The organism is Stenotrophomonas sp. 05L44_2, assembly GCF_056665995.1.
Genome location: NZ_JBFTNR010000016.1, coordinates 1 through 12940 on the forward strand (window position 1 = coordinate 1; position 12940 = coordinate 12940).

Below are 12940 nucleotides of genomic sequence, written 5' to 3' on the forward strand. Positions count from 1 at the left end.
GCAATCAGGTCACAGCCGTACCAGCGGCAGGTCGCCGGGAGCGCGCGCGGCAGGGCGGCGTGCGGCGTCGGCGCAGCAGCAGTCGTCGATCGCCAGTTCGCCTTCGGCGCCTTCCATGCGTGCGATGCGGCGCGCGGTGGCGGCACCGAGCGACGACAGCGTGGACAGGCTGGCGGCCAGGGTCCGGCCCTCGTCGGCGGCGTGCAGGCGCAGTGTGCACAGACGCCAGCGCTGTCCGCCCAGATGCCCGGCGAGGCGCCGCCACAGGCGTTCACCGACGCTGCCATCACTATCGTGCGAAGGACCCGGCGGCAGCGTCGCCACCAGCCGGTCCCAGGCCAGGAAATCGCTGTCCGGCAACAGGTACAGGCGCCACACGCAACTGCCACGTGCATCGAGGAAGCACAGGCTTTCGCGCAGGCCCTCGCTGTCCACGCCCTGGCAGGCATGCACCGATACCGCCTGGCGCCAACCGCCCAGTTCGTTGCCATCGGCGTGATACAGGCACAACACAGTACCGAGCGCTGCCAGCTGTGCCGGCGCAGGCCAGGCCCGCGGCGACGAACGCGACAGGGAGGACGGCAGGCGACGCGCGGACAGGGCTCGGCTCATGGGATCACCAGGACACGGCAAGGCTGGCCGACAGGGTGCGGCCGGGGCTGGTATAGCGGTCCAGAACGGTACTGGTGGCCGACAGGGTCGAGCCGACGTTGGACCAGTCGATGTAACGCTTGTCACCCAGGTTGAAGACACCGACGTTGAAGGTGGCGCCCGGGGCGAAGTTCCAATGCGCCATCAGGTCGGCCACGCCATAGCCCGCCGGGCGATAGGTGGTGGTGCTGGCCAGCCGGTCCTTGCGCTTGACGAAGGTGCCTGCCAGTTCAACTCCCCAGGTATCGGTGTCGTACATCAGGCCGACGGTGCCGCGCAGCGGATCGACCGAATCCAGTGGCGTGTCTTCGGTCTTGTTGTCGCCGCGCGACCACGCCACCGCACTGCGCAGCGCCCAGCCCTGCAGTGCGGGACGGATCTGGCCGAAGTCGACGCCGGCCTTCAGTTCGGCGCCATAGATACGTGCGTCGGCGATGTTGCGCGACTGGAACACCATCAGGCCCTGCGGGTTGGTACCCACCAGCGTCTGCGACTCGATGAAGTCCTTGTAGTCGTTGTAGTAGCCGCTCACGCTCACGTACGCCGCCGGCGACAGGAAGCGCAGGCCCAGCTCAACGCCATCGCTGGTTTCCGGCTTCAGGTCCGGATTGGGAATGGCGGTGTAGCCGAAAGCGAAATTGGTGAAGCCGAGGTTGACGTCGTTGTACGGCGGCGAGCGGAAACCACGCGAGTAACCGGCAAACAGCGACCACTCGTCGGTGAAGCGATAGACCAGGCCGAACTTCGGCGACACGCTGGTCTTCTTCAGCTCCGACACGGCCACGCCGGGGTTGTCCTCGGCGAAGATGCTGTCCACGTCCGGCTTCAGTTCGTAGCGGTCCACGCGCACGCCCGGCACCAACGACAGCCTGCCATCGGCCAGGCGCATTTCATCCTGCGCGTACAGGCCCAGCTCGGTGGTCTTGCTGATCGGGAAATCGCGCACGGGGAACGCGTCGGGCAGGATCGTCGTGCTGACCACGCCACGATTGCTGACCTGGTAGCCATCGCGCTTCTGGCGGATCTCGGTGCGGGCGCCATCGAAGCCATAGGTCAGCGCGTGTTCGACGCTGCCGGTGCTGAAGGCCTTGTTGAACACCGCCTGCAGGCCATAGACGCGCTGGTCGAAACTGAACTCGCGATGGCGGCGGCTGCCGTTGGCGCGCGCCTCATCGGTGCGCTGCGTGGTTTCGCTGTCCTGCGTGTAGACCTGCCAGTGCAGGCTGTCGGCGAAGCCCTTGTCCAGCGCATCCATCTCGTGGGCGAAGGACACGCGGGTGCGGTTCTGCTTGTCGCGCGCCTTCATGCCGGTGGTGGTGGTGCGGTCGATCGAGGACAGCACGTCGGTATCGGTGTTGTCTTCGTTGCCTTCCACGGTCAGGCGGAAACGCTGGTCTTCGCTGGGCGCATAGACCAGCTTGGCCAGGCCGCTGCGACCATCGCGGTCCTGCGGGTTGGCCGCGGTGCGCGTGTTGTCATTGCTGCGCACATCGCCCTTGTTGTCGGTTTCCTGGCCCTGGCGGTGGTTGATGTTGACCATGCCGCTCCAGTGCTCGCCACCGAAAGCGCTGGTGACGCCGCCGAGCAGGCCCTTCCACTCGCCGTCGTAGCCGAATTTCAGGCCGACGTAGCTGTCCTTGCCATCCTTGAGGTAATCAGCCGGATCCTTGGTGACGAAGGCAACCACGCCGCCAAGTGCGTCCGAGCCGTACAGCGAACTCGCCGGCCCGCGCACGATCTCCACGCGCTTGAGCGTGTCCAGGTCGGTGAAGTTGCGGTTGGCGTTGGAGAACGAACCGATGTTGAAGCTGGTCGGCATGGCGATGCCATCGGTCTGGATGCGTACGCGATTGCCATCCAGGCCGCGGATGCGGATGCTGCCAAGGCCGAAACGGGTGGCACTGCGGCTGACCGACAGGCCCGGCTCGTAGCGGACCAGATCCTTGATGTCCTGCACCAGCTGCCGGTCCATCTGCTCGCGGTCGATCACATCGACGGTGGCGGCGACATCGCTGACCGCACGTTCGGTACGGGTGGCGGTGACCTGCACGCGATCGAATTCGCGCGCGTCGGGCGCGGCATCGGCAGCAGCGTGGGCGGACAGCGGCAGAGCCATCCACAGGGCAATGGAAAGGGCAGTCGGGCGGGTCATCGGCATCGTTCGGTCAGGCAGGGGAACCCCCGGCCACCGCCACGCCAGACAGGCATGAACGGTAGACCGAGGGGGAGAGAGCAGGAGCGGACGGGTCGCCCACCCTGCCGGCGCTGCCGACAGGAGGGAGGGAGGCGGGCGACCAGACCGCGTTACTTGGTCAGGATCAGCTTGTCGTTGCTGGTATGACGCAGACGGTAGAAACGGTCACCGTGCTGGATCAGGATTTCACGACGGCCCTTGAGCAGGGCTTCGCTGTCGATGACCTCTTCCGGCGGCACGACACGCACCGGGCGGTCGCGGAGGGTCAGCGTTTCGGGGCGCAGCAGTACAGGTTGAGCATTCATGAGCATCTGGACTCGTGCGAGGGACGAGTTAAATGATAATGATTCTCAGTTGACAATCAACAACCATTCTCAACTTCATTGATGGAATTAATGATCGAAATCTAAAATTCGATAGCTGCCATCTATTGAAATGGGCCCGACTGCGCGCGGGAGGGCCGACCGAGCGTGGGTTCGGCCCTGCCACCTGTCCCCGTTCCTCAGGCGAATACGGCTTCCACCTGCGCCCAGCCGGCGTCGTCCACCTGCGCCAGCACGTCCAGCGCCTGCAGGTTCTGCAGCAGCTGGCTGACCCGGCTGGCGCCGAGGATCACGCTGGAGACGTTGGGATTGCGCAGGCACCAGGCGATGGCCAGGCTGGCCGGGGCGTGACCCAGCTCGCGGGCCACCGCACTGAAGCGGCGCACCCGGGCCAAACGCTCATCGGCGTTGTCGCCCAGCACCAGGTCCTGCAGCCAGCCCATGCCTTCGCGCCCCAGGCGCGCATCGGCCGGCACGCCGTCGTCGTACTTGCCGCTCAGCAGGCCCGAGGCCAGCGGCGAGAAGATCGTGGTGCCCAGTCCGGCGGTGGCATACAGCGGCGCGTACTCCACTTCCACGCGCTGACGGTGCAGAAGGTTGTACTGCGGCTGCTCCATCGACGGCGCCTGCAGGTTGTGGCGCGCGGCGATGTCCACCGCCTCCTGGATCTGGTTGGCCGACCATTCCGACGTGCCCCAGTACAGCACCTTGCCCTGCCGGACCAGGGTGTCCATGGCATGCACCGTCTCAGCGATCGGCGCGTCCGGATCCGGACGATGACAGTAATAAAGGTCCAGGTAGTCCACCCGCAGGCGCTTGAGCGCGGCGTGGCAGGCGTCGGTCACATGCTTGCGCGACAGGCCGCGCTGGGTGGGCCGGGGATCCTTGGCACTGCCGAAGAACACCTTGCTGGACACACAGAAGCCATCGCGCGGCAGGCGCAGGTCGGCCATCACATCACCCATCACCTGCTCGGCGCGGCCGTTGGCATAGCCCTCGGCGTTGTCGAAGAAGTTGATGCCATGGTCCCAGGCCGCCGCCACCAGGTTGCGCGCCTCGTCGCGCGGCACCTGGTCGCCGAAGGTCACCCAGGCGCCGAAGGACAGGGCGGACATCGGCAGGCCGGTGGAGCCAAGGCGACGGTAGAGCATGCGATTCTCCTGCTGCGGGCCCGCATACGGGCCGGGATCAAGCCACCATTCTACCTGTCCCGGCAGGCRCAACCCCTTGCTGTTGCTGGCCTGATCGGAGCCGATGGCCGCGCGCAGACGGCTTTTCCTTGCTCCGGCCCCTGCCCTGCACTAGGCTTCCCGTTTTTCGCGACGCCCCAGGGGAGTCACTCAGATGGTCGAAGGTTTGGGCAGGATCGGCTTCGGCCTGTTCGGTTTGGCGGTGCTGATCGGCATCACCTGGCTGTTTTCCAACAACAAGCGCGCGGTGGACTGGAAGCTGGTCGCCACCGGCATCACCCTGCAGATCGCCTTTGCGGCACTGGTGATCCTGGTACCGGGCGGGCGCGACGTGTTCGATGCGCTGGGCCAGGGCTTCGTGAAGGTGCTGAGCTTCGTCAACGAAGGTTCGAAGTTCATCTTCGGCTCGTTGATGGACGTCAAGAACTACGGTTTCATCTTCGCCTTCCAGGTGCTGCCGACGATCATCTTCTTCTCGGCGCTGATGGGGGTCATGTACCACCTCAACGTCATGCAGGCGATCGTGCGGGTGATGGCCTGGTCGATCACCAAGGTGATGCGCGTGTCCGGTGCGGAAACCACCAGCGTCTGCGCCAGCGTGTTCATCGGCCAGACCGAGGCGCCGCTGACGGTGCGTCCGTACATCGCCAGGATGACCCAGTCCGAACTGCTGACGATGATGATCGGCGGCATGGCCCACATCGCCGGCGGCGTGCTTGCCGCGTACGTGGGCATGCTGGGCGGCGGCGATCCGGTGCAGCAGGCGTTCTACGCCAAGCACCTGCTGGCGGCCAGCATCATGGCGGCACCGGCCACCCTGGTCGTGGCCAAGCTGCTGATTCCGGAAACCGGCACCCCGCTGACCCGCGGCACGGTCAAGATGGAAGTGGAGAAGACCTCCAGCAACATCATCGACGCCGCCGCCGCCGGCGCCGGTGACGGCCTGAAGCTGGCCCTGAACATCGGTGCGATGCTGCTGGCCTTCATCGCCCTGATCGCCCTGCTCAATGCGCCGCTGACCTGGATCGGTGAAGTGACCGGCCTGGCGGCTGCGATCGGCAAGCCGACCGACCTGTCGACCATCTTCGGCTACGTGCTGGCCCCGATCGCCTGGGTGATCGGCACCCCGTGGGCCGACGCCACCACCGTCGGTTCGCTGATCGGCCAGAAGGTCGTGATCAACGAGTTCGTCGCCTACACCGAACTGTCGAAGATCGTGAATGGCCAGGTGCCGGGCATGAGCCTGTCCGACGAAGGTCGCCTGATCGCCACCTACGCGCTGTGTGGCTTCGCCAATTTCAGTTCGATCGCGATCCAGATTGGCGGCATCGGCGGGTTGGCACCGGAACGTCGCCACGATCTGGCCAAGTTCGGCCTGCGCGCGGTGCTGGGCGGTACCATCGCCACCTTCATGACGGCTACCATCGCCGGCGTGCTGACGCATTTCAGCTGAACCCTAGTTTCGAGAACAGATTCCCTATGAGCAGCAGTGTCGTTGTCGTCGGTTCCTTCAATGTCGATCACGTGTGGCGGTGCGAGTCGCTGCCGGCACCGGGTGCGACCATTGCCGGCCGCTACAGCACCGGTCCCGGTGGCAAGGGCTTCAACCAGGCCGTTGCCGCCTGCCGTGCCGGCGCTGACACCAGCTTCCTGTGTGCACTGGGCGACGACGCCGGTGGTGCCACCGCCCGTGACCTGGCCGCGCAGGATGGTTTCGCGCTGATCGCCGAAGCCAGCAGCGAGCCGACCGGCACCGCCGGCATCTACGTCGATGCCCGTGGCCGCAACACCATCGTCATCGGTCCGGGTGCCAACGCGGCGCTGAGCACCGACTTCGTACAGCAACAGCAGGCCCTGCTGACCGGCGCCAAAGTGGTGCTGGTGCAGCTGGAATCGCCGGTGCAGACCATCGAAGCGGCCCTGGCCGTAGCCCGYGAGGCCGGTGTCACCACCGTKCTCAACGCSGCCCCGGCCGACGCCCCGTCSAGCATCGGCCTGCTSAAGCTGGCCGATGTGATCACCCCGAACGAAACCGAGTTCGCCGCCCTGCTCGGCCGTCATGTCGGCGAGCGCGTGGATGCCAATGACGTCGCCGCGCTGGACGGTGCCAGCCTGCACGCGCTGTGCCGCAAGCTGGTCGGCAACGGCACGGTGGTGGTGACCCTGGGTTCGGTGGGCGTGTTCGTGTCGCATGCCGACGAGCACCTGCGTGGCGACACCCAGCCGTACTACCGCGTGGGTGCCGAACAGGTGCAGGCGATCGACACCACCGGTGCCGGCGATGCCTTCAACGGTGCGCTGGTGGCCTCGATGGCACAGGTGCCGGACGCTCCGTTCGCCCGCCACGTGCGCTTCGCCAACCAGTTCGCCGGTCGCTCGACCGAGAAGGAAGGCGCAGCGGCGGCGATGCCGCGCTTCACCCCGGCCGATGCCGAAGTGAAGTAACGCGACATCCCCGTGGGGATGATGATCGGGCCCGGGCATGCAGATGCCCGGGCCTTTTCACGTTCATGGGCAAGGCCCCATCCACGCATGGCGTGGATCTACCGGGGCACAGTAGATCCACGCCATGCGTGGATGCGCCTTGCCGGCCCGCCCAGCCGCCCACCATGACCGGCCCGTGGGGGCGACGGAAGCGACCATCAAGCATCTGCTGATGCCCGTCCGGCATGAGGTCGGTCAGGATCGGCCTGAACCGGCGAGCCGCAAACCCAGCCGGGGCGCCTGCCGCGCCCTACAATGGGCACATGCAGATCGGCCCGTACTCCATTGCCCCCAACGTCGTGCTTGCGCCCATGGCCGGCGTTACCGACAAACCCTTCCGCCTGCTGTGCAAACGGCTGGGCGCGGGCCTGGCCGCCACGGAAATGACCATCAGCGACCCGCGATTCTGGAACACGCGCAAGTCCATCCACCGCATGGACCATGCCGGTGAACCGGCGCCGATCAGCGTGCAGATCGCCGGCACCGAGCCGCAGCAGCTGGCCGAGGCCGCGCGTTACAACGTCGACCATGGCGCGCAGATCATCGACATCAACATGGGCTGCCCGGCCAAGAAGGTGTGCAACGCCTGGGCGGGGTCAGCGCTGATGCGCGACGAGCAGCTGGTCGCGCGCATCCTGGAAGCAGTGGTGAACGCGGTGGACGTGCCGGTGACGCTGAAGATCCGCACCGGCTGGGACTGCGACCATCGCAACGGCCCGCTCATCGCGCGCATCGCCGAAGACAGTGGCATCGCTGCGCTGGCGGTGCACGGCCGTACCCGCGACCAGCATTACACCGGCCAGGCCGAGTACGCCACGATCGGCGAGATCAAGGCCGCGCTGCGCATCCCGGTGATCGCCAACGGCGATATCGATTCGCCGCAGAAGGCCGCCTTCGTCCTGCAGCAGACCGGCGTGGATGCGGTGATGATCGGCCGCTCCGCACAGGGCCGGCCGTGGATCTTCCGCGAAGTGGCGCATTACCTGGCCACCGGCGAGAAGCTGCCGCCGCCGTCGCTGGCCGAAGTGCGCGACATCCTGCTCGGCCATCTGCACGCGCTGCACGATTTCTACGGCGAACCGCAGGGCGTGCGCATCGCGCGCAAGCACCTGGGCTGGTACGCCAAGGATCGGCCGGAGAATGCCGCGTTCCGCGCGGTGGTCAACCGCGCCGAAGATCCGGCCAGCCAGATCGCGCTGACCACCGACTATTTCGACCGCCTGATTGCCGGGGAACCGGCGATGTCTTCCGCTGCCTGAGCCCGCCCCCATGACCCCGCCGATTTCTTCCCCGACCTACCTGCATGGGTTCTCCGGCACGGAGCAGCAACGGCTGATGACCCAGGCGCGCCTGCTGGAAACGAGCATCTTCGGCCAGATCGATTACAGCGGCGCAAAGCGCCTGCTGGAAGTCGGCAGTGGCGTGGGCGCGCAGACCGAGATCCTGCTGCGCCGCTTCCCCGAGCTGCACGTGACCGGCGTGGACCTGAGCGAGGCCCAGCTGGAAACCGCGCGCGAAAACCTGGCGCGCACGCCGTGGTGCAACGACCGCTACACCCTGCAGCAGGCCGATGCCGGCGAACTGCCTTTCGAGGCGCGCAGCTTCGATGCGGCGTTCCTGTGCTGGGTGCTGGAACACGTGCCGTCGCCGGCGCGCGTGCTGAGTGAAGTACGCCGCGTGCTGGCCCCGGGCTCGCCGGTCTACATCACCGAGGTGATGAATGCTTCGTTCCTGCTTGATCCGTATTCGCCGCACATCTGGCGCTACTGGATGGCCTTCAACGATTTCCAGTACGACCACGGCGGTGATCCGTTCGTCGGCGCCAAGCTGGGTAACCTGCTGCTGGCCGGTGGCTTCCGCGATGTGCACACCGAGATCAAGACCATCCATCTGGACAACCGCGAACCGGCACGTCGCAAGACGATGATCGCTTTCTGGGAACAGCTGCTGCTGTCGGCGGCCGACCAGCTGCTGCAGGCCGGCACGGTGGACGAAGAGACGGTGGAGGGCATGCGCCGCGAGTTCCGGCTGGTGCAGAACGATCCGAACGCGGTGTTCTTCTATTCGTTCGTGCAGGGCCGCGCAACGGTGTATTGAGCGGCCGCGGTACACGCCATCCACGCATGGCGTGGATCTACTGTGCTGATGGGCCGTGGCGTGGATCTACGGGTGCGCGGCGGCGCCGTCCGCCACCGCCGGTTCGTGCCAGATGCGCTGCCACATCGCCGACAACCGGCGGCCGGCATCGGCACGCGCGGCCGGGCTGCTGTAGTCCACCCGCAACTGCTCGGGCACGATCGCGCGCCACTGGCCATCAACCTGCTGGGCCACCGCGAAATTGAAGGTGTAGTCCGGCTCCAGCCCCATGCGCAGGTCGCTCAGCACCAGCCTGCCCTGCACCACCTGTGCGCGCATGAAGCCACGGTTGAACCACTGCAGGCGCCGTACTGCCGGAATTCCCGCCGCTTCGCGCAAGGCCTGCACGTTGGACGGATGCCCCTCGAAACGCATCGGCCCGTGGTCGGCCACCAGCGAACGGTCAGCGACCACGTAGCCATTCGGGGTCATCGCCACGACCCGCCACAACAGGGTATTGAACGGCATCGGCACCGAGAACCGCGGCGCGTCGCCCAGGCCCATCGCGGCCAGGCTCTGCTGCGCGGCGCGGTCGACCTGTGCCTTGGCGATCAGCCCCCAGCCCAGGTACGCACTGCTGAGCAGCAACGAAACGCAGAGCACCTTGCCCACCCACGGTCGCGCGCGGCCGAACCACGCCAGCACGCAGCCCAGCAGCAGCCACACCGTGTAGCCGGGATCGATGATGAAGACACTCGAACCCATCGCGGGATGTGGCTGCAACGGCCACCACAGCTGCGTGCCGTAGACAGTGAACGCATCCAGCACCGGAGGGGTGACCAGCGCCAGCTGGATCGCCCAGAACCAGCGCAGCGGTGATTGCGCCACCCGGCCGTTGCCGAAGCGCTTGAACAGCCACCAGATCAGCGCGGCCACCCACGGCAGCACCAGCAGCGAATGGCTGAAGCTGCGATGGTCGGTCATGTTCGCCACCGGGTCGGCGGCGGCAAAGCCCAGCCAGAGGGCATCCAGGTCCGGCAGGGTACCGAGCGCGGCACCGGCCAGCAGGGCGGCACGGCGGTGTCCAGGCGGGGCGATGGCGGCAGCGACGGCGCCGCCAAGAACGATCTGGGTCAATGAGTCCATCGGCCGATGCTAGCGGCTTGGCGATCTCCGTGCAGCGGCGGTTTCCTGCCCGGCGGCGCGTCAGTCAGCTGCCAGTGCGGCCGCAGCCGCGCGTGGGCCTGTCCCTGCAGCTGTGAATCACGCTGCCTGCGACAACCGTGCTCCCGGCAGCTCCACCAACGTCCGCCCGTTGTGGTCCAGCAGCCGCATGGCGCCGTCGTGGTCCTCGGCCAACGCGGTCAGGCTCTCCACCCAGTCGCCGTCATTGGCGTAGACCAGACCGTCGCGTTCGATCAGTGCGGCGCGGTGGATGTGCCCACAGATGATGCCGTCGAGGCCTCGCCGGCGAACATCGTCCAGGCCGGCCTGCACGAAGCGCTCGATGTAGCGTTCAGCGGCACCACTCTGCCGTTTCAGGAATTCGGACAGTGACCAGTAGCGCATCCCGAGTCGGCGCCGCACCGCATTCAACAGATGGTTGCCGGTGAGGATGCGGTAGTACAGCCAGTCACCAAACCGCTCCTGCAGGCCACCGAAGTGGGTGACACCGTCATAGTCGTCGCCATGCGCCACCAGCAGCCGGCGGCCATCGGCGGTGGTGTGGATCGCACGGCGGCGCACCTGCATCGCCGGCAGCATCAGGCCGCACACCTGGCGCAGCGAGGCGTCGTGGTTGCCGGGGATGTAGATGATCTCGGTACCGGCGCGTCGCAGCGCGTGCAGGGCCAGGATGACCTCGCTGTGCGACTGCCGCCAGTTGGCGCGTCGGTGTGCCATCCACCACAGGTCGATGATGTCGCCGACCAGATACAGGCGCTCGCAGCGCAGGGTGCCGAGGAAACGCGCCAGCTCGGTGGCGTGGCAATGCCGCGACCCGAGATGAACATCGGAGACGAACACGGCGCGACGATGCGGTGCCAGGTTCGCCAGCGTGCTCATGCCGGCATCCCCGCATCGCGCAGATAGCGTTTGCGCTTGTGTGGCCGGATCGCGTGCAGGTCGACTTCGATCAGGCCGTCGATCGAGTCGCTGAAATCCGGATCGACGCCAAACGCCAGGAACCTTGCACCGCCGGGTTCGCACAGGTCTGTGTACTGCCGGTACAAGGTGGGCACACCGGTACCGAGCGCGGCGAGATTGGCTTTGAGCACGTCGAAGGCAGCCGCCGCATCCATCTCACCAAAGCAAGGTGGCGCGGCGAAGTACTGGAACGGCCGGTTCGACTGCACGCGGCCATCGGCTGCGCCGTAGTAACGCTGGTAATAGGCCACCAGCTGCTCCCGCGCATCGCGTGGCAGCGCGGCGCTGATGGACACCGCACCGAACAGGTAGCGGATGCCGGGCTGGCATTGCAGGTAAGCGCCGATGCCCTGCCACAGGTAATCCAGGCTGCGGCTGCCCCAGTAATCGGGCACCACGAAGCTGCGGCCCAATTCCAGGCCTTCGGCAATGCGGGGAATGGCGTCGTCGGAATAGCGGAACAGCGAAGCGCTGTAGAGCCCGGCCAGGCCCCGGCGCGCCAGCGCCTGCGCGCCCCGCATGATCCGGTAGGCACCGGCGATGCGCTGGGCGGTGCCGTCCCAGATCACGATGTGCTGGTAGTGCAGGTCGAAGTCATCCAGGTCGCGACTGCGCCCAGTGCCCTCGCCCACCTGGCGGAAAGTCAGTTCGCGCAGCCGCCCCAGCTCGTGCAGCAGCGGCGAATCGGCCGTGCAGCTGGCCAGCAGGATCTGTTTGCCATCGGCGGTCTGCCCCAGCACGGTGGCGGCGGCAATCGCAGCGGCGACCTGTGCAGGCGGCACCGGCGCGGCAAGCGGCTCGGGCCCTGCCGGGCAGCCTTCGGCAATGGCTGTGCTGCGCCCCAGCGCATATACCGCGCGGCGCACCGCCAGCAGCTGCGCGCCGGGATCACCCTGCCCCAGCTGCATCGGTTCGCCGATGCGCAGCCGCAGCGGCCGGCCGCGGCGGGCGAACATCTCCCGTGCCAGCAGTGCCGTACCGGCCGGCTTGAACAGGGTCGAAGCGCCGTAGAACAGCGCCGAATTGCGCGCTTCCACCCGCACCGGCAGTACCGGTGCGGCGGCGGCGCGGGCAAAGCGGACAAACCCCCGCTGCCAGCGGCCATCGCGGATGCCGAGCAGCGACAGCCGCGAGACCTCGCCGGCCGGGAACACGATCACGCACTGCTCGGCCGCCAGCGCCTGCTCCACCGCCTGCAGGCTGCTGCGCTGGACCTTGCCGCCGAGGATGCGTACCGGCAGCAGCAGGTCCTGCAGCGGCCCGATCGCGCCCAGCAGATCGTTGGCCACGATCCGCACGTCTCGGCGGATGCGGCCGACCGCATCCAGCAGCGCCAGCGCATCCAGCGCGCCGGAAGGGTGGTTGGCCACGATCAGCAGGCGGCCGGTGGCCGGGATCCGCGCCAGCGCGGCGGGGTCCACGTGGTAGCGACCCTCGATGAACTCCAGCCCGGCGGCGACGAAGTCGAAACCGCGCACGTTGGCGTTGCGGCGCAGGAACGCCTCGATCCGGTCCAGCCGCGACCAGCGTCCCACGCTGCGCAGCAGGGGCCGGGCCAGTTGGCCGCGACGGCCATGGAACCAGTCGGGATAGCGTTGCTGCAGACGCTGTTCGAGTTCCTGCATGGCGTGTCCACTCCTGCCCGGCGGCCGGGTTGGCCGAGAGCCTGCTCCCGGCAGGCGGCAGCCAGATGGCGGTTTGGCGGCAGAATGATGACGGCGCAGGTGCTGGCACATCCGGTCCCGGCGGTGGGCGGCAATGGTCACGCCAGTGGAACACTGCCTGTGCACGATGCCCCCACAGTGCCCGCCAAGGCCTGCTCTGCCGGGCACAACACCTTAACCACTGGCAACCCATACAGGTTCACAATGCACAGG

The 12940-nt window shown here is 67.2% G+C and carries 11 protein-coding genes; 4 read left to right on the forward strand and 7 right to left on the reverse strand.

Annotation, left to right across the window (positions count from 1 at the left end; all coding sequences use genetic code 11):
• Window positions 1-9: 9 nt before the first annotated feature.
• The 4 genes from AC1VAN_RS01055 to AC1VAN_RS01070 form a co-directional block, all read right to left on the reverse strand.
• Complete coding sequence (locus AC1VAN_RS01055; protein ID WP_282280388.1) at window positions 10-612, reverse strand: ChuX/HutX family heme-like substrate-binding protein; 603 nt, start codon at window positions 610-612, stop codon at window positions 10-12.
• A gap of 4 nt (window positions 613-616) precedes the next feature.
• Window positions 617-2803, reverse strand: coding sequence for a TonB-dependent hemoglobin/transferrin/lactoferrin family receptor (locus AC1VAN_RS01060; RefSeq protein WP_025877865.1), 2187 nt, complete (start codon window positions 2801-2803; stop codon window positions 617-619).
• 152 nt (window positions 2804-2955) lie between these two features.
• On the reverse strand, window positions 2956-3150 hold the full coding sequence (gene hemP / locus AC1VAN_RS01065) for a hemin uptake protein HemP (RefSeq protein ID WP_005412278.1): 195 nt from the start codon (window positions 3148-3150) through the stop codon (window positions 2956-2958).
• 197 nt (window positions 3151-3347) lie between these two features.
• Complete coding sequence (locus AC1VAN_RS01070; RefSeq protein ID WP_025877856.1) at window positions 3348-4319, reverse strand: aldo/keto reductase; 972 nt, start codon at window positions 4317-4319, stop codon at window positions 3348-3350.
• Window positions 4320-4512: 193 nt separating this feature from the next.
• Between AC1VAN_RS01070 and AC1VAN_RS01075 the strand changes: the two genes are divergently transcribed.
• The 4 genes from AC1VAN_RS01075 (at window position 4513) to AC1VAN_RS01090 (ending at window position 8939) form a co-directional block, all read left to right on the forward strand.
• The gene (locus AC1VAN_RS01075; protein ID WP_032974926.1) at window positions 4513-5811 is read left to right on the forward strand and encodes a NupC/NupG family nucleoside CNT transporter; all 1299 of its coding nucleotides are present in this window, start codon (window positions 4513-4515) and stop codon (window positions 5809-5811) included.
• Between the two features lie 26 nt (window positions 5812-5837).
• Window positions 5838-6803, forward strand: a complete 966-nt coding sequence (locus AC1VAN_RS01080; RefSeq protein WP_025877854.1) for a ribokinase — start codon at window positions 5838-5840, stop codon at window positions 6801-6803.
• Between the two features lie 302 nt (window positions 6804-7105).
• Complete coding sequence (dusB, locus tag AC1VAN_RS01085) at window positions 7106-8101, forward strand: tRNA dihydrouridine synthase DusB (RefSeq protein ID WP_442252093.1); 996 nt, start codon at window positions 7106-7108, stop codon at window positions 8099-8101.
• A gap of 10 nt (window positions 8102-8111) precedes the next feature.
• Window positions 8112-8939 (forward strand): class I SAM-dependent methyltransferase, encoded by an 828-nt coding sequence (locus AC1VAN_RS01090; RefSeq protein ID WP_032974924.1) that lies wholly within the window; start codon window positions 8112-8114, stop codon window positions 8937-8939.
• Window positions 8940-9005: 66 nt separating this feature from the next.
• Here the strand turns inward: AC1VAN_RS01090 and AC1VAN_RS01095 are convergent, their stop codons facing one another.
• From AC1VAN_RS01095 to olsF, 3 genes are all read right to left on the reverse strand, one after another.
• Window positions 9006-10064, reverse strand: a complete 1059-nt coding sequence (locus tag AC1VAN_RS01095; RefSeq protein WP_442252094.1) for a metal-dependent hydrolase — start codon at window positions 10062-10064, stop codon at window positions 9006-9008.
• Between the two features lie 117 nt (window positions 10065-10181).
• On the reverse strand, window positions 10182-10982 hold the full coding sequence (locus AC1VAN_RS01100; protein WP_025877846.1) for a UDP-2,3-diacylglucosamine diphosphatase: 801 nt from the start codon (window positions 10980-10982) through the stop codon (window positions 10182-10184).
• Entirely contained in the window at window positions 10979-12688 is a 1710-nt protein-coding gene (gene olsF, locus AC1VAN_RS01105) for a bifunctional ornithine lipid synthase OlsF (protein ID WP_032974921.1), read from the reverse strand. The genes AC1VAN_RS01100 and olsF overlap by 4 nt, the downstream gene beginning before the upstream one ends.
• Window positions 12689-12940 lie beyond the last annotated feature (252 nt).